Here is an 18,579-nt window from a genome sequence, read left to right on the forward strand (position 1 = left end):
AGAGCCATTATGAGCCACCATTCTTCATTATTTGACAGCTATAGTACCCGCAGACAGCGTCCACCAAAAGACAAGATTGGCACCCAAGCAAAGCATGACAGTGCTATTAGTCACGTTATGGGCACTGCCACTTATGTGGACGATATGCTAAAACCACAAAACACCCTGCATTTAGCAATTGGTAAAAGTGCTCACGCGCATGCTCGTGTATTGAATATGGATTTGAGCGCCGTACAAGCAGCGGACGGGGTAATCGATGTCATCACTTTTAAAGATTTACCAGCCAAGACTGATATCGGAGCAGTGTTTGATGGCGATCCACTCATGGTCGATCAGATCACAGAATATGTCGGTCAAACGCTATTTACGGTGGTTGCCACCAGTCACCGTGCAGCAAAAAAAGCCGTGCTCAAAGCCATTGTGGAATATGAGCCGCTGCCCGCAATCCTCACTATTGATGAGGCGCTAAAGCAAGAGCAGTTTGTACGTCCAAGTCACTTTATGACGCGCGGTGATGCTCAGGCTGAGCTTGAGAGTGCACCTACTCGTATTGCAGGGCATATTCATATGTTGGGGCAAGAGCATTTTTATTTGGAAGGGCAAGTATCTTATGTTATTCCTTGCGATGATGGTGGGCTTGAAGTCTATACTTCCTCACAGCATCCGAGTGAAGTGCAGCAGCTGGTCGCCGAAGTGGTCGATTTACCTTTTCATGCCGTGACGACAGTTGTGCGCCGAATGGGCGGTGGTTTTGGTGGTAAAGAAACGCAAGCTGCCGCATGGGCGTGTCTGTGCGGTATCGTTGCCAAACGCCATAATGTGCCAGTGAGTATGCGCTTAGACCGTCAAGATGATATGGTTGTCACTGGTAAACGTCATGAATTTGCCAATCGCTACGATGTCGGTGTCAATGATGCTGGTCAAGTGCTTGGCGTTGATATGCAGCTATCAGGATTGTGCGGTTATTCACCAGATTTGTCCGATGCTATTGTCGATCGGGCGATGTTCCATTGTGACAACGCCTATTATTATCCAGCGGCTCAGATCGCTGGTCATCGCTGCAAGACTCATACAGTATCAAATACCGCTTATCGAGGTTTTGGTGGCCCACAAGGTTTGCTAACTGCTGAATACATGATGGATGATATCGCCTACAGTCTGGGTAAAGATCCTTTGCAGGTACGTTTGGCAAATCTATATCAAAATGGTCAAAGCACCCATTATGGGCAGCCGATTGAACATTTTGATTTGGCGACTATCATACAGACGTTAGCTGATGACAACGATTATGCTAAGCGACGTGAACAAATCACAGTCGCTAATCGAAAAGCTGAAGCCGAAGGTAGTGACAAACGTTTTGGTCTGGCTCTAACGCCGGTCAAATTTGGTATCTCATTTACGGTACAGACGCTAAACCAAGCGGGTGCTTTGGTTCATATCTATACCGACGGTACCATTCAAATCAATCATGGTGGTACTGAAATGGGGCAAGGGCTATATATTAAGATTGCCCAAATCGTTGCTAATGAATTCGATGTAGATTTAGATACCGTAAAAGTAACCGCAACTCGTACCGATAAAGTGCCAAATACTTCGCCAACAGCGGCGTCGTCAGGTACTGATATGAATGGCAAAGCCGCACAAAACGCTTGTATTACTATTAGAGATCGCTTGGTTGAATTTGCTACTGAACATTTTGAAGTAAGTGCAGAAGATGTCAAATTTGAGCGCAATCATGTTCATATCGGTGATAAAGAAACACTAACCTTTGCTGAAATGGTGTTACTCGCATATCAGCACCGCGTTAGCTTATCGTCTACTGGCTACTATAAAACACCAAAGATATTTTATGATCGCTCAAAAGCGTGGGGTCGCCCATTCTTTTACTTTGCCTTGGGTGCCTCTTGTTCTGAGGTTGAGATTGATATTTTAACGGGTGAATATAGGGTATTGCGCTGCGATATCTTACACGATGTTGGGCAGTCGATTAATCCTGCAATTGATATCGGTCAGATTGAAGGCGGTTTTGTTCAAGGTATGGGCTGGCTTACTGCTGAAGAGCTGGTTTGGGATAAAAAAGGAAACCTTGCGTCAAACAGTGCCGCCAATTATAAAATTCCAATGGCGCATGACTTACCAAAACAATGGAGCGTCAAACTGTTCGATCGCAAAAACGAAGAGCAAACTATTTATAACTCCAAAGCCGTTGGCGAACCGCCATTTATGCTAGCCGCTAGTGTTTGGTGCGCGATTAACAACGCGATTGCAAGCTTAGGTGATTACCGGAAAAACCCTGAGCTGACCATGCCGGCAACGCCAGAAGCGGTATTAAAATCGGTCATGCGTATGCAAGGTCAAGAATGGGAAATCGCTTCTAAAGCGGATACAGATACGATTACTAGCCTAACAGTAACCGATGATAATTGCGGTATTGATGATGATAAAGTCAAGCCGCAGCAAGTCGCACATGGTAAGGATATTAATCCAACAGAAGTCGAAGGTAAGCTAACGGATGATCAGCCTGAAGCGATACAAAACCCAAATGTATCAACGGCTCGCGGACCGGCACATAGTGAATAAGTCACTAATCACACCGATGCCACCAACAAAGTGGTATAACGGACTGGCGCAATATCAGCAGCAAGGTATTGCGCACGTTTTGGCGACGGTCGTTGCGGTGAATGGCTCAGCACCTCGTGATCTTCAATCAAAAATGATCGTGACGCTTGATGCATGCTGTGACACCTTAGGCGGCGGTAGCCTTGAACATGACGTGACGATAACCGCTAGGCAATTGCTAAATGGCGAGCTTGATACGACTGAAGCAAGAAGCACGCAACCGTTAAAAGAAGGTAAGTCTGAAAAGGCGCAGGCAGTACGCCGCGATGCCGTTTACACCAAGCATTATCCATTGGGCGCTACATTGGCTCAATGCTGCGGCGGTAGCGTCACGGTCATGTTTGAATGCTTTAATGTAACGCCGCCCATGTCATTACTGGTGTTTGGCGCAGGGCATGTAGCAGCTGCGCTAATGACCATTCTTACTGAGCTGCCTTGTCAGGTTGACTGGGTGGACAGCCGAGCTGAAATGTTTGAGCGTTATCTAACCCATAATCCGGATACTGTAGAGGGGCGAGTGACTTATCAGTTGCCTACTCACATTCGCCCGCATATTGATGAAGATCCAGTCGATTTTGTTCAACCGTTTGTTGCCAAGAGCATTGAAAGTGCCTTGATGAATGCGTCAACAAAAAAAGGCACTCAGTATTTTATTTTGGTCATGACACATGATCACAGTCTTGATTTTGATTTGGTACGTGCCGCGCTCGATGCTTATGTAAAAATTGGCATCGATAGCAGCTCATTACCTTATCTTGGTTGTATCAGCTCAGCGACTAAAGCTAAGCGTTTTAGAGATCGTCTACTGCAGCGTGATTATAATGAGCAAATAGTCGATAAATTGACCATGCCAATCGGACTTAATACGGGCGGAAAAGAGCCAATGGCAGTCGCTATTTCTATCGCGGCACAAGTTATGCAGCTTTATAATGATTTATAACCAATATTAACCCTAATTGACAGTTTTTTAATTCGCTATTTATCTGTTTATCCTCAAGGTATTAAGAAAGTAAGGCATGGTTCTTAGCTTCGTCAGCCATCATACGATATAGGCTGCGTTCAGTAACTTTGTGCTTATACTTCTATGATTGTATTAGGATGGACATATAATATGGATGAATTTTTAACCAAAATACTTATCTATTATTGTGAGATTTTTTTATGACCATACATATTTATCAAGCACAGTTGCTGCATTATTTAACCGAAGATAATCTGGCTGAAAGAGCCAAGCGTGCCCATTTAGATACGGCCGATTTAACCAATGATAATTTAACCAATGCTGAGCGTCCTAGCATCACAGTGGTAGAAAAAAACGTCAATTTGCTGCCAGTGGTTACAGGCGTCAAGGTTTATCCTGAATATATCGCCAATGGTGCCTTGGTGGTCGATGATGCGACTGGTCGCGTTGTGGATTATGGCAGCTGTGCGTCAATGATGTCACAGTACGGCAACGACAGTCGCCAAGAGGGTCAAGCGCCAGTACAAATTCATGATTATCAAGATAAGCTCATTATGCCGGGTTTTATCGATACTCATGTGCATTATCCGCAAATAGATATGATTGCTGCATTTGGCGAGCAATTGCTTGATTGGTTGAATAATTATACCTTTGTGACCGAAGCCAATTTTGGCGATGCAAAGATTGCTGACGATACGGCAAAATTCTTTTTGAATCAGCTGCTTGCTAACGGTACAACCAGCGCTTTGGTGTTCTCTACTAGCCATCCACAGTCAGTAGAGTCGTTCTTTAACGAAAGTAGTCGTTTGAATACGCGTATGATTACGGGTAATGTATTGATGGATCAAAACGCGCCTGAGCACTTGTGTGTACCAACAGAGCAAGGGATTCGCGATACGCAGAATATCATCGATAAATGGCATGAGCGCGGACGTCAGCATGTGGCGATTACGCCGAGGTTTGCCATTACCTCAACGCCGAAGCAATTACAAATGACGGGAGAGCTATATCGTAGCTATGACAGCGTTTATCTGCAAACACATTTGGCTGAAAACCTTGATGAAATCGCCTTTGTACGTGAGCTTTATCCCAATCATAAAGGTTATTTAGACGTTTATCATGATATGGGCTTACTTGGCAGGCGTACGACGTTGGCGCATGGCATTCATCTCTCGACATCAGAATATGAAGTGCTACGTGATACTGGCACCCAAATAGCCCATTGCCCGACGTCCAATTTATTTTTAGGCAGTGGACTGTTTGATTTGTCCAAAACTCTAAGCTATACCGGCGTTAGTATCGCAACCGACGTGGGCGCAGGTACTAGCTTATCGATGCTGACCACTTTAGCAGAAGCCTATAAAGTTCAGCAATTACAGAGTAATCCGTTATCAGCGCATCAAGGGTTATATCAAATCACGTTAGGCAACGCGCAGTCATTGTTATTAGACGATAAAATCGGTAACTTTATGCCCAATAAAGAAGCAGATTTTGTGGTGATAGATATGGGTGGCACTGATTTAATGGAGCGCCGTATGACACAGACCAAGTCACTTGATGAGCAGTTATTTGTGCTGATGATGTTAGGTGATGATAGGGTGATTGAAGAAACAATTATCGCTGGCGTGAGTCGTTATAAAAAAGCGGTTGCTGCATAAAGGGAAGTATTAAAGGTATTTTTTTGCTTAAGTTAGAATGTTTACATAAAAATCAGCGCCTATTTATTAAGACATTTAAATCTTAGTAAATAGGCGCTGATGGTTTTTAAATAATGCTTAATAGCCAATGTGCTATAAAAACTGGCTAATAACTATGGCATTACTCTGGATGATTCATCCATATCCAACCATTCTCTAACCATTCCATCACTTCATCAGGGTCAATCCCTTCCATATCGTCAAGGCTTAAATGCTCGCCATTAGATAAGCGTACCAGTAGTGCTATCGATGTTTCATGCAAATCATCTAGGCGTTGCCCATTGGCATATAAAACGATGTCATTATCCGCCTGAGTGTATAACAAACGATTGCTGTAATCTGCTTCCAACGTCGCGCCAGTTGCCAATGCTGCTATCATCTCATCAGTCGTCAGCGACTCTTCAGGGACAAGCACATCATATTGACGCTTGCTGACCACTTCAGACACGGCTTGGCGAATAATCGTATCACCGCGCTCAGATTGGAGGAGTTGTAATAATTGAGTTTTAATCGCCTCAATGCTGTCAGTCTTTAACTCCCCTGACGCTTGCATAGCTTGTGGTAATAACATCGGTATAAATAAAGCGCTGTCATTGGTCGCGACATCGGCAAGGTTGTCAATGATTTGCATCAAGTTTGGACGACGGCAGCCAAAGGAAAAGGTTAGGCAATCATCTTGCGCTACGCCAAAATGTGCTAATTTTGGTGGCACGTATAGCACATCACCGGCTTCTAAGATTTCATCAAAGATAATCTCGCCCATATCATCAAATAGACGTATCGGCTCATCGGCAACAAATTGCGTCTGCTCATCACAAAACTTACCTAACTGCCAACGCCTAGAGCCAAACCCTTGCGCTAGAAATACATCGTAATCATCATAATGCTTGCCAACCGAGCCGCCTTTTGGCGCATAAGACACCATAATATCATCGCGCTGCCACTGCGGTATAAAATCAAGCGCCTGCCATAATGCGCCAAGTTCCGGCGACCATTGCTCAAGATTTTGTACCAGTACTGACCATTGCTCAGGTAAGTTATCAAAGTCGGCTTCAGTTAGTGGGTTCTTTTTAAGTTGCCATTGCGGCTGACCTTCTTGTTTGCTCGCAGCTTGAGTCAGTAGCCTTGCAGTAGCGTCTTCATCTATAGCTAAGCCTAAGATATCTTCCGGCTCAAACATACCAATTAATTGCGGTAAGCCTTGCTTAATCAAGAGGGGTTTTTTTTGCCAATAATCGCTTAAGAATTGCTCAGGAGTAATGGTATTCGGTAAACAAAGGGAGATAGAAGTCATGGATAAATCCGTATGGTTAACTGGTTATAAGATTAATAGAAATGATGGCTTTATAGGCAGGATTTATTAGTTTATGATTATTGCTTATCTGATGACTGTCATCAGAGCCTATAATTATTCTTAGGACATTTATGAAAAAATTACATTTTATCGTTATTATTGCCAGTATGTTTTTGCTGCAAGCTTGTGTACATAAAATTGTTACTGTACCTGCTAAAATCGCTTATAAAACCACTAAAGGTGTGGTTAAAGGTACGGTCGCTGTGGGTAAAGCTATCATACCGGGCGATAGCAGTGATAAAGACGATAAAGAATAAAAACCTCACCCATCAACTATGTATTTTAAAAAATAATAGTGTTTAGAGTAAGGTTCTTATTAAGATATAAATGAGTGCTCATTTATATCTTTTTTGCATTTGATAGAGATGAGCTGATTGCCAGTTAAATTTTAGCAATCCATTCTTTAATCGTGCGTGCTTGTTCAGCCGCATTACCAATATAAGTAGCAGGCGTCATTTCGCGCAAACTGTTTTTATCGCTTTCACTGACTGCCGATAATTCATCGCCATCAACAAAAGTAAGCATTGCTTCACGAGTCATGGCATTACCACGGGTAAGAGCTTTCAGCTTCTCGTATGGGTTTTCAACACGGTAGCGACGCATGACCGTTTGAATCGGCTCTGCCAACACTTCTTGCGCATTATCTAGGTCATCATTTAAACGTTGGGCATTTAATTCAAGTTTGCTGACGCCTTTGAGGCACGCATCATAAGCAATCATGCTTTGTGCTAGACCAACACCGATATTACGCAACACGGTAGAGTCAGACAAATCGCGCTGCATACGTGAAATCGGTAGCTTTTCACCCAAATGAGCAAGCATGGCATTAGCTACACCCAAATTACCTTCAGAGTTTTCAAAGTCAATCGGGTTGACTTTATGCGGCATGGTAGAAGAACCCACTTCACCATCTTTTAGGCGCTGTTTAAAATAGCCTAAGCTAATATACTGCCAAATATCACGGTTAAAGTCGATTAGAATGGTATTAAAGCGTTTTACTGCGTCAAACAATTCAGCGATATAATCATGCGGCTCAATTTGCGTGGTATAAGGATTAAAGGTCAATTCTAAACGTTCATTAATGAATTTTTCAGCATGATTCTGCCAATCAACGTCAGGATATGAGGCGTAGTGAGCATTATAGTTACCGACCGCACCATTGATTTTACCGAGTAACTCTACCTGACCGACTTGCTTAATTTGACGAGCAAGGCGATAAGCAACGTTTGCCATCTCTTTACCTAGAGTCGTCGGGCTTGCCGTTTGACCATGAGTACGTGAAAGCATCGGTTGATCAGCATGGATAATTGCTAGATTAACGATGCTATCCGTTACTTCTTGCATTTTAGCAACGACGATTTCGCGGCTGTCTTTGAGCATGAGTGCGTAAGATAGGTTATTAATATCTTCACTGGTACAAGCAAAATGAATAAATTCTAATGAATCTTCAAGTGCTGCCTGACCACGGAATTTATCTTTAATAAAGTATTCAACCGCTTTTACATCATGGTTGGTCGTTGCTTCGATGTCTTTGATCGCTTGCGCGTCAGCTTCGCTAAAGTTCTCTACGATAGCATTTAAAAACGCATTGGTATTGGTATCAAATTCTGCCAACTCACCAATCGCGCTATTATCAGCCAATGACTGTAACCAGCGAATCTCAACGGTCACACGCGCTTTAATCAGACCAAATTCTGATAAATAAGGGCGCAAGCTATCGGCTTTGGATGCATAGCGACCATCGATTGGGGAGAGTGCGGTAAGTAGATTCATATCATTGCCTCAAAAAGTTATTGAAATTACAGCTGGTTAAAAAAATGTAAAAAATGATTTAATCTGAAAAATCATCATGTATTAATTAGATTGCGTTGTACCGTACTTAGTATTGAAGTAAAAGTCGTAAGATGATTTTGCCGCTAGAGTAAATATTTTGGTTTTAATTAAACCATTATTACCGATAGCCACACTATCAGAAGCATAGTCATTTGGCTTATAAAGTGGTGCAATCAGTTTTGAGTCGACTACGGCCCCTTTTTCTCCCTTCTTTTGAAGCATATCTTGCATTATGAAGTTATCAATAGAAAGGTTGGCGCGATTGGTTGCCGTAATTTTATAGGCAATACAGTTTCCAGGCTCAATATTGTCAATAGGTTTAGTACTAAAACCACTATTAGGGTTGTCAGCAGCGGTATTGCTAATAGTAGGGTAATCAATAGTCGCCGGACAGCTATTTACATATTGGTATTTTATAAGTACTAGAGCAGCATTTTCAGCAGCGACTCTACCAAAATTATTGGTATCATAAAAATATTTGTTCGTCACTAAATCCACTTGTTTTTTACTATTAGTAGTGCGAATAGGGTGTGTATTCGTACTGTTTTCTTCTATCAAACAGACAGTGTTTTTGCCGCTCAGATTGGCAATGGGCGTTCTAAGTTGATATTGCCCAACACCAGTCATAGGTAAATTTTCACTAGCGTAAACTATATCTGAGTTGTTGCAATCGACTAGTTTAATAGTACTGTTAGAAATTCCGCTTTCGGAAACGGCATCAAAAATACCGTTAAAGTAGCCAGAGTTATTGATTTGTGGATTGGTATTACCACCATTATCGTTAAATACTGTTCCTGAAAAAACATAATAGAGAGGTTCGCTTTCTACCCCGAAGCTGAGCCATTCATTATAGGTTTCTCCAACCACATCCGCTTCAATAGCACTATTACCTCTCATGATGCCTTCGTAAGTTAAGGTGACAGTCTTGGCATTCTTAACCGCAAGAACATAGTTGCTGTCCGTATTAGCGATACCATAGCTGACGTAGCTGCTATTATTAGCTATGATGTCGTTTACGTTCAATGCCCGATAAGTCGTCTGATTATTGGGACTGGTAGAGGTTTCTTTTAGAATATTGGTAAAGGTGGGCATAGGGGGCAAGGTACCTCTTTTTTGACCAGATGCAAAAGATACTTGTCCACTACTATTGGTAGTAGGCGTAAACGAGCTACTATTACCACTACCGTTAAGCGCAGTGATTCCGTAATAATATAAGCCGCTATCCCCACCATTTGAGCTATCGAAGCGTAGCTGTGGCAAGGTAACCGTATTGTTAGAGCTAAAGCTATTTCCAGCCAGTTTTTTACCCATAAAATAATCACCCATGGCATTATAAAAATAGGGGACGTTTGGATTATTTCTGATGGTAGCTTGCGCAGGCGTACTAATTTGACTATTTTGGGTAAAGCTTAATGTTTGACGTGCAATCTCTGAGTTACCACCCAGTGAATAGCTAGCTTGACCAACTTTTATGGTATGTATAGAAGCATTGTCATCAGGAGTAATAGTAAAGGTGTACTTGAACTTATCTCTATCAATACTAGTATTAGAATCATTCCTGATTTCAATACCATTGGTGCGCGTACCACTAGCTGGTGTTATCTCAGCGCTATTGTTATAACCAATATTTTCATTGCGAACTAAAGTAAAACTACCGGTAGCACCAGAACCTGCTGCTACATATGTGCCAGAAGCAGTACCAGCCGAAGCATTAGAGCTGGTAACTGTCATACTACCCATATTTGTTGGTGCAGCCTGCAAATTAAATGACGCCGCCATAAGAGTAAGCGTAAGACCTCGCTTCGCCCATAACGAAAAAGAAGTTGGAAGAGTAAGTAAAACAAAAAAGCGAGCGGTCATTCAATATCCTAAAAACAAAGGCAAATCATTTTATTAATTAAGGATAAATGAGATGTCAAATTCCGCAAGGCGCATCAATAGAGGCAATCACGCCGCCGCCTAGACAAACTTCATCGATATAAAATACCGCTGATTGACCGGGAGTAACGGCACGTTGTGGCTCATCAAATACCACTCGTACCTCACTACCATTTTCATTGTTAGCAAATACGGTACAAGCTTGGTCAGGCTGACGATAGCGCGATTTTGCCATACAACGTAAGCCATCTTCGCTAAATATATCTGCAGGCGGTAAAACATCGACCCAATCGAGCTTATAAGCTTGTAGCTCATTACTCAGCATCATGGCATGCTCGTGACCTTGTCCAACGATCAAACGGTTGTTATCTAAGTCTTTTGCGAGTACAAACCATGGTTCTTCGGGACGATCTTTCACTCCGCCAATACCAATACCACCGCGCTGCCCTAATGTATAGTACATAAGACCATCATGCGTACCGATAGTAATACCATCGTCAGTAACGATATCGCCTTTTTGTGCCGGCAAATACTGCTGTAAAAAGTCTTTAAAACGGCGCTCGCCAATAAAACAAATACCAGTTGAATCCTTTTTATTGGCGGTAATAAGGTCATGCTCTTCAGCGATTTGACGAACGACTGGTTTTTTGAGCTCACCAACTGGGAACAGGGTTTTGGCAAGCTTGTCACCGCCAACCGCATGTAAGAAGTAGCTTTGGTCTTTATTATTATCGAGCCCACGTAGCAATTGAGCCACTTCAATACCGTCATTATTCTTATAGTTCACACTGCGGCGGGTATAGTGACCAGTGGCGATATAATCAGCACCAAGCGTTAAGGCATAGTCTAAGAATGCTTTAAACTTGATTTCTTTATTACATAAAATATCGGGATTTGGCGTGCGACCCGCTTTATATTCCGCTAAAAAATGCTCAAAGACGCGATCCCAATATTCCATGGCAAAGTTGGCGGTATGCAGTTTTATGCCAATTTTGTCGCACACCGCTTGCGCATCTGCTAAGTCATCCATCGCTGTACAATATTCGGTACCGTCATCTTCTTCCCAGTTCTTCATAAACAGACCTTCGACCATAAAGCCTGCCTGCTGAAGCAATACGGCAGACACAGAAGAGTCGACTCCGCCTGACATGCCAACAATCACATGCTTAGTGCTAGGATCATTGATATCGGCAAGCGTTAGAGGGCGATGGGCGTCAAAAGAAGTAGAAGCTGATGTGTTAGAAGCGTTTGGTATGGCTGACATAAAGCGGCTCAACTATTTATACGTTCTCCAAAATACATATTGACGCCAAAATTATGCAATGACTACCATGCGTAGTCTCAGCAGAACGACGTCGGCTTATCTTTTGGATTGGGTATTATGATAAAATAAGCGTCATATTATACCAGTTAATTGAAACTGGTGGCGAGCTAAGGCATCTTACTGGCGGTAAAATCGCTTTAAAAATTTAGATAATGGTTTTCAATTATCCTAATCACCATTAATTTACTTGGAATGATAATGATAAAAATTGGTCAAGGTATTGATGTTCATGCGTTTCATAATAATGGTCAACAGCAGCAATATGTGGTGCTGGCAGGTGTGCCTATTGATCATACGCACAGCTTACTTGCGCATTCTGATGGTGATGTAGTACTGCATGCACTTGCTGACGCTTTGCTTGGCGCCTTGGCACTTGGCGATATCGGGCAACATTTTCCAGATACTGATGCGGCAAATGCGGGTTTAGATTCACGCGTACTACTTCGTTATGTGTATGGCAAAGTGTTAGCGGCAGGTTATATATTGGGTAATGCTGATATTACCGTAATGTGTGAGCGTCCAAAACTGGCACCACATAATTTAGCCATGCGCGCTAACATCGCTAGTGATTTGCAGACCGATGTGAGTAATATCAGTGTTAAGGCAACCACCACTGAAAAATTGGGCTTTACCGGTCGGCAAGAGGGTATTATGGCCAATGCCGTGGTATTATTGGTGCCGAATGCGTCTGGTGTTTAATTCTCAATAGTATATCAGTGCGTATGATTATGGCTGTCAGCTTTCAAAACTGCTTGCAATATGGTTAAGATTGCCCCATGTAGCAGCCACATGATAAATTTAATGTTACCTGTCTTTTTTATAAATAGTTTTAATTAATAGGAGTTTTTATGAGTGAGCAAACCCCAAATACTGCTGCCAACGATATTGAACAACTGATTCGTAACCAAATCAAAGACAACAAAGTCATTCTATATATGAAAGGCTCACCGCAGTTCCCACAGTGTGGTTTCTCTGCCAAAGCGATTGAAGTCTTGACACAAATTGGTCGCCCATTTGCTTTCGTCAATATCTTAGAAAATCCAGAAATCCGCGCAACGTTACCACAAATTGCTAATTGGCCAACTTTTCCGCAGCTATGGATTGATGGTGAATTGATGGGCGGATCAGACATTATTTTACAAATGTATCAATCAGGCGAGCTTAAGCCTTTGGTTGAAGCAAATAGCCCAGCTGCTTAATATCGAAAGCACTTTATATCGACGTTTAATGCTTAAATATCTAAATGGCATTAAGATGTTAATATAATTGATATTCGAGCCTAAGTACCCAAATCCGAGTCGCCTTATTAAAGGTTGCTCGGATTTTTTAATATTGACAGTCAGCAAGTTCAATTGTTTTTGCCAGCTTTATCCCCATATAACTCTTAATATCGATATTCAATACCTCGAAACATTAAGAAACATTGAATCAATAATAAGAGAGTTCTATGACTAACGAATTAAATAGCCACACCACTCAAATACAAGATGCCGAGCAAGCTGCGATTGAAAAACGTCGCGAGCACTTAAAAAATGAATCCACGCGCATCATTGAAATCGCCGGCAATGAGCCACATTCAGCGCTTAAATGTATTCATCAGCTTAGCGTGGCAGGCGGCGCAACAGAAGCCACTTATATTGCGATTGAACAGCGTATCGTCGCGGATCAAGATGCTGCCGGTGCCTATCATTTGGCGTTATTGGCACAGAATACGCCAGATTTACCCATTGATGCGCGTCAACTTATTGAACTGGTCGTTAATAAAGGTGATAACGCTCAGCGTTTGGCATTACTTAAAAACTTGCCACTACCACCTGTTGAGACAATAAAACAGCATATATTAGCGAGTGATGATGGAGATGCGATTGGGCAGATGAATGCTTATTTACAGATTAATCCAGAAGGCTATGGCAGCCAACATATGCTGGCGAGTGGGCAGGCGGATCGTATTGTGCCGCTTAGTCCTGGCAAATAAGTCCTGACAAATAAACGTTGGGAATGAGCATTGGTAAATGCTGTCAACGTTAATCAAAATTTCTTGATCGTTAATCTCAATAGTTTTTCGTATAACGTTTTTTAAATGATAAAAAATTGTTATAATTAATGGTTATCTATTCAGCTAATAGTGGCTTGTTCTATATTCTAGTCGCTATTTCTTTTTTAAATTCGACTGACACTTATCTACCCAGTTCCTGTTATTAAATAATAGCCTGTCGCTAAGCATAGCGTGATCAGTCAAGTGAGGCATTACATGCAATACCCAAAAAATTACGACGTGGTGGTGATCGGTGGCGGTCATGCTGGCACAGAAGCTGCTTTGGCGGCCGCACGTATGGGCGCGCAAACCTTGCTGTTGACGCATAATATTGAAACGCTGGGACAGATGAGCTGTAACCCTGCGATTGGTGGTATTGGTAAATCGCATTTGGTGCGTGAGATTGATGCACTTGGCGGCGCAATGGCACTGGCAACGGACAAATCTGGCATCCAGTTTCGAGTACTTAACAGTCGTAAGGGTGCCGCTGTACGAGCCACTCGAGCGCAAGCAGATCGTATTCTTTATAAAGCCGCCATTCGTCATACGTTAGAGAATCAGCCAAACCTTGATATCTTCCAACAAGCAGCCGATGATATTCTAGTTGAAAACGGTCGTGCCACAGCGGTTGTGACTGCTACTGGTATTATTTTTAATACGCAAACGGTCGTGTTAACATCAGGTACGTTTTTAGGCGGGGTGATTCATATTGGTCTTGAGAGCTCAAAAGGTGGTCGCGCAGGCGATCAACCTTCTATCAAGCTTGCTGATCGTTTACGTGAGCTGAAACTCCCTGTTGGTCGCCTAAAAACAGGTACTCCCGCCCGTATTGATGCGCGTAGTGTTGACTTTAGTGTGATGACGGTACAGCCGGGTGATACACCGCTACCGGTCATGAGTTATATGGGCGATGTGTCCATGCATCCTGAGCAGGTTAATTGTTATATAACTCATACCAATGCGCGTACCCATGATATTATTCGTGAAAACTTAGATCGCTCACCGATGTTCTCTGGCAAAATCGAAGGTGTTGGTCCACGTTATTGTCCATCTATTGAAGACAAAATTCATCGCTTCGCTGATAAAGACAGTCATCAAATCTTTATTGAGCCTGAAGGTCTGACCACTCATGAGCTATATCCAAACGGTATCTCAACCAGCTTGCCGTTTGATGTACAGTTAGAATTTATTCATAGTATGAAAGGCTTAGAGAACGCTCATATTACCCGTCCAGGCTATGCGATTGAATACGATTATTTTGATCCGCAAAACCTAAAACCAACGCTTGAAACCAAATCGATTGACCGCTTGTACTTTGCCGGTCAAATCAATGGTACAACTGGCTACGAAGAAGCAGGCGTACAGGGTTTATTAGCTGGTACCAATGCCGCTCTAGTCACCTGTGAGAACAATGAGTTTGATGTCTGGACACCACGCCGTGATGAAGCCTATCTTGGCGTGCTTGTCGATGATTTGATTACGCATGGCACCACTGAACCATACCGCATGTTTACCAGTCGTGCAGAGTATCGCTTATTGCTACGTGAAGACAATGCTGACCAACGTTTGACTGAAACTGGTCGTAAGCTTGGCTTAGTAGATGATGTGCGCTGGCAAGCATATGAAGAAAAAATGGAAGCCATTGCTTCAGAAACCGCACGCCTCAAAGATATGTGGGCAACCCCTGCCAATGCATTGGGCAAAAAAGTCACAGAGCAAACGGGCGAGGTGCTATCCAAAGAGGCAACAGCTTTTGATTTGCTCAAGCGTCCGCAGATTCATTTTGCTGATATCGCTGCCATCACTGATTCGCAAGTAGATGCCCAAGTGGGAGAGCAGATTGAAATTTCTGTTAAATATGCAGGCTATATTGATCGTCAGCAAGAAGATATTGATCAGATGAAGAGATTGGAGAATACAGCGCTACCAATAGATTTTGATTATAGTGTGGTATCTGGGTTGTCTAATGAGATTGTCCAAAAACTTGCGCAAGTCCGTCCGTCAACATTGGCTCAAGCGGGACGTATCAGTGGTGTCACACCGGCTGCTATCCAGCTACTAGCAATGACGGTCAAGAAACAGAAAAAAGTGAAAGCAGCATTAAACGCGTCATAATAATGTATTAATGACTTAAAAAATAGAAAAGCAAAAAGCCCATATCGAGAAGTCGTTACGGGCTTTTTTTATTGCCAAAATACTACCGTTGTTAAAAGAAAGAGGTGTACTCACTTGTCTTGGTTGCTGCTTTCTCTTTATACTGGCTCTACGAATTACCAACTCTATTGTTATTACTTATATCTTTTTTATTAATTTACCTCGCTATTGTCCACATTATGATGGGCTTGTCACTAAATTGAGCCTATTTATGATTGATGCCATTATTTTTGCTATGACCATCGTCTTGCCCAACCTTGCCTTAATGTGGTTAGGTTTTTTTATGAAAAGACGCGGTGAGGCGGATCAAGTGTTTATCGATCAGGCCTCCAGTTTCGTTTTTAATTATTGTCTGCCATGTCTGCTGTTTTTTAGTGTGGTCGATAGTGACGTTGATTATGCGAAGCAAGTGGTATTGATAGGCGCTGGTATTGTGGTGACCTTTATATTGTTTATCGGCTCTGAGCTCTATGCCAAGCGCTTTATCAGCGACCCTGCCAATCAAGGGGTTTTTGTACAAGGTATCTTTCGCAGCAATATGGCGATTATTGGACTGGCAACCGTTGCCAACGCCTATGGGACGACTGGCTTAAGTATTGGCGCGGTATATATGGGTGTGGTAACAATACTGTTTAATATCTTAGCGGTGATTACGCTCAGCCGAGTGTCTAAGAGTATAGAGGATACTTGGCTCAGTCGTAGTACCATGATTATTAAAAAGCTATTTACCAATCCGCTCATCATTGCACTCGTTGCAGCCTTTACTTATAAAGCATTGCCACTACCACCGATAGCGGGTGTGATTCATATCACCGGTGGGTTATTAGCAGCAGTTGCTTTACCGCTTGCACTGATTTGTGCCGGTGCCAGTATTAATTTGAAATCGATGTTGCATCCTTCTGGACTTTCTATGCAGGCAAGCATTGGACGCATTGTTATTGCACCGTTGGTTGCTATAGCGGTTGGTTTTGCTTTTGGCTTAACGGGCGTACATATGGGCGTACTGTTTTTGATGGTCGCATCACCAACAGCAGCAGCAAGCTATGTGATGGCAAAAGCGATGGGTGGCAATGATATTTTAGCGGCCAATATTTTGGCATTTACGACAGTAGTTGGTATGTTTGGAATGGCGATTGGCGCAGCAATATTACGCGCTATGGGGCTAATTTAACCACTGCTTAATGGATGACTACATATTTATAAAACAGTGGTTAAATCAAAAGACAGTTATTAAGAAGTTATCAACCCCTGTTTAAAAAACCTCCTCATCGTTTAAGAAGGGGAGGTTTTTTTAGTTATACAAATGCTTTTGTTGGTTGTAAATCAAACAAATTAAGCTCAGAGACAAGCTCAAGTGAGCGCAAACGTGCTGCTTGGTCATAGATGTTTGCTGTCACAATCAGCTCATCGGGCTGATGAGTAGCAAGAAATGCTGCAAGCTTTGGCTTGACAGTTTTAACAGAACCGATAAACGATACCGACAACGCACTATCCACCATCATTTTCTCAGCAGCGCTCCAGATACTATCCATATCATGAGTAGGCTTTGGCATTTGACCTGTTTCACCACGGCGTAAACGCACAAAGCTCTGCTGTGCTGAGGTAAAGTGATAATGGGCGGTCGCATCATCGTCCGCAAGCAATAAATTTGCCGCTAGCATGACATAAGGCTTGTCTAAGTAAGCTGATGGTCTAAATTGCTCGCGATAAGCATTGATAGCTTGCCCAAGCATTTGCGGTGCAAAGTGTGAAGCAAACACATATGGCAATCCTAAGTGCGCTGCTAAGGTCGCACCAAAAAGGGAAGAACCTAGTATCCAAATAGGAATATTGGATTTTGCACCCGGAAATGCTTGTACGGGACTATCATCTGTGCCATTCCCCAAAAAGTACATCAACTCTTGCACATCTTGTGGAAAGCGATCAGCATCTTGCATCTGGCGACGTAATGCCTGAAAAGTTGCACCGTCTGTACCGGGCGCACGACCCAAACCCAAATCTACGCGGTCGCCATATAATGCTTGCAGGGTACCAAACTGCTCAGCAATGACGAGCGGGGCATGATTGGGCAACATCACACCACCTGCGCCAATACGTATACGCTTGGTCTGAGCACCAATATGCGACAATAGCACTGACGTCGCTGCACTAGCGATACCGGGCATATTATGATGTTCTGCCATCCAATAGCGGTTTAAGCCAGATTTTTCGGCTTGCTGCGCTGTTTCAACGGTTTGGGCGACACCTTCAGCAATGCTTTTACCTTCAGGAACGGGGGCTAAATCTAAGAAGGATAAGGGAATAGAGTTACTCATAAATCACCTGTTTTTAGATGCCATATGATTAATGGCAGTATTATTTATTATGCATTTATAAGAGCCTCAGCTTGCGTAGTTATTATTCAACTAGTCATATAAGTATCACTATGCAAGTCCTGAACGCTTTACCTTCTATATAATGGGGCGGTTAAATAAGATATAAAGGTCAGTATTCATGTCAATAACAAATCTTAATCATATGAGATATAGAGGATAAGGGCAGTTGGTTTAGTCAGACGTCGACTAGAAAAGAATAGTTCACAAGAAAAAGCATCATTATCTAAAAATAATGATGCTTTTATGAGTATTTTTAATTACGAGTACTTTGATCTTCTATTTATATAACTGACTTAATAATCAAATACTATAGTCACTCCTAAATAAAATAAGTACAAATATTATAACG

General features: G+C 42.5%; 14 protein-coding genes. 9 read left to right on the forward strand and 5 right to left on the reverse strand.

The genetic code is table 11. The features are described from left to right. The first annotated feature begins 9 nt into the window (after window positions 1–9). The 3 genes from xdhB (at window position 10) to guaD (ending at window position 5,238) form a co-directional block, all read left to right on the forward strand. A complete protein-coding gene (gene xdhB / locus PCRYO_RS05865) occupies window positions 10–2,580 on the forward strand; it encodes a xanthine dehydrogenase molybdopterin binding subunit (protein WP_011513477.1) in 2,571 nt (856 codons plus the stop codon). Then, entirely contained in the window at window positions 2,573–3,559 is a 987-nt protein-coding gene (locus PCRYO_RS05870; RefSeq protein WP_011513478.1) for an XdhC family protein, read from the forward strand. Before xdhB ends, PCRYO_RS05870 begins: the two co-directional genes overlap by 8 nt. 221 nt (window positions 3,560–3,780) lie before the next feature. Continuing rightward, window positions 3,781–5,238, forward strand: a complete 1,458-nt coding sequence (gene guaD, locus PCRYO_RS05875; RefSeq protein ID WP_105575661.1) for a guanine deaminase — start codon at window positions 3,781–3,783, stop codon at window positions 5,236–5,238. 160 nt (window positions 5,239–5,398) lie between these two features. Here guaD and PCRYO_RS05880 read toward each other — a convergent pair whose 3' ends face one another. After that, window positions 5,399–6,571 carry a cupin domain-containing protein gene (locus tag PCRYO_RS05880; RefSeq protein ID WP_011513480.1) on the reverse strand — a complete coding sequence of 391 codons (1,173 nt, stop codon included), beginning with the start codon at window positions 6,569–6,571 and terminating at the stop codon, window positions 5,399–5,401. Window positions 6,572–6,702: 131 nt separating this feature from the next. Here PCRYO_RS05880 and PCRYO_RS05885 point away from each other — a divergent pair, with 131 nt between their 5' ends. Next, the gene (locus tag PCRYO_RS05885) at window positions 6,703–6,888 is read left to right on the forward strand and encodes an NF038104 family lipoprotein (protein ID WP_011513481.1); all 186 of its coding nucleotides are present in this window, start codon (window positions 6,703–6,705) and stop codon (window positions 6,886–6,888) included. Between the two features lie 124 nt (window positions 6,889–7,012). On the opposite strand, the gene purB is transcribed toward PCRYO_RS05885, so the two are convergent. The 3 genes from purB to mnmA form a co-directional block, all read right to left on the reverse strand. Further along, entirely contained in the window at window positions 7,013–8,404 is a 1,392-nt protein-coding gene (gene purB, locus PCRYO_RS05890) for an adenylosuccinate lyase (RefSeq protein WP_011513482.1), read from the reverse strand. Window positions 8,405–8,485: 81 nt separating this feature from the next. Beyond that, on the reverse strand, window positions 8,486–10,324 hold the full coding sequence (locus PCRYO_RS05895; RefSeq protein ID WP_011513483.1) for a hypothetical protein: 1,839 nt from the start codon (window positions 10,322–10,324) through the stop codon (window positions 8,486–8,488). Between the two features lie 55 nt (window positions 10,325–10,379). Continuing rightward, window positions 10,380–11,606: a tRNA 2-thiouridine(34) synthase MnmA gene (mnmA, locus tag PCRYO_RS05900; RefSeq protein ID WP_011513484.1), complete on the reverse strand. Its 1,227-nt coding sequence runs from the start codon at window positions 11,604–11,606 to the stop codon at window positions 10,380–10,382. A gap of 252 nt (window positions 11,607–11,858) precedes the next feature. Here mnmA and ispF point away from each other — a divergent pair, with 252 nt between their 5' ends. The 5 genes from ispF to PCRYO_RS05925 all read left to right on the forward strand — a co-directional run bounded on the left by ispF (window position 11,859) and on the right by PCRYO_RS05925 (window position 17,026). Continuing rightward, entirely contained in the window at window positions 11,859–12,365 is a 507-nt protein-coding gene (ispF, locus tag PCRYO_RS05905) for a 2-C-methyl-D-erythritol 2,4-cyclodiphosphate synthase (RefSeq protein ID WP_011513485.1), read from the forward strand. Window positions 12,366–12,514: 149 nt separating this feature from the next. Next, complete coding sequence (gene grxD, locus PCRYO_RS05910; protein WP_011280514.1) at window positions 12,515–12,865, forward strand: Grx4 family monothiol glutaredoxin; 351 nt, start codon at window positions 12,515–12,517, stop codon at window positions 12,863–12,865. A 248-nt stretch (window positions 12,866–13,113) separates the two neighbouring features. Continuing rightward, window positions 13,114–13,641, forward strand: a complete 528-nt coding sequence (locus PCRYO_RS05915) for a hypothetical protein (RefSeq protein ID WP_011513486.1) — start codon at window positions 13,114–13,116, stop codon at window positions 13,639–13,641. Window positions 13,642–13,917: 276 nt separating this feature from the next. Next, on the forward strand, window positions 13,918–15,816 hold the full coding sequence (gene mnmG / locus PCRYO_RS05920; RefSeq protein ID WP_011513487.1) for a tRNA uridine-5-carboxymethylaminomethyl(34) synthesis enzyme MnmG: 1,899 nt from the start codon (window positions 13,918–13,920) through the stop codon (window positions 15,814–15,816). 250 nt (window positions 15,817–16,066) lie between these two features. After that, window positions 16,067–17,026 carry an AEC family transporter gene (locus PCRYO_RS05925; RefSeq protein ID WP_011513488.1) on the forward strand — a complete coding sequence of 320 codons (960 nt, stop codon included), beginning with the start codon at window positions 16,067–16,069 and terminating at the stop codon, window positions 17,024–17,026. A gap of 124 nt (window positions 17,027–17,150) precedes the next feature. Here the strand turns inward: PCRYO_RS05925 and PCRYO_RS05930 are convergent, their stop codons facing one another. After that, complete coding sequence (locus PCRYO_RS05930) at window positions 17,151–18,170, reverse strand: LLM class flavin-dependent oxidoreductase (RefSeq protein WP_011513489.1); 1,020 nt, start codon at window positions 18,168–18,170, stop codon at window positions 17,151–17,153. Window positions 18,171–18,579 lie beyond the last annotated feature (409 nt).

It is taken from the genome of Psychrobacter cryohalolentis K5 (genome assembly GCF_000013905.1).
GTDB classification, from domain to species: Bacteria; Pseudomonadota; Gammaproteobacteria; order Pseudomonadales; family Moraxellaceae; genus Psychrobacter; species Psychrobacter cryohalolentis.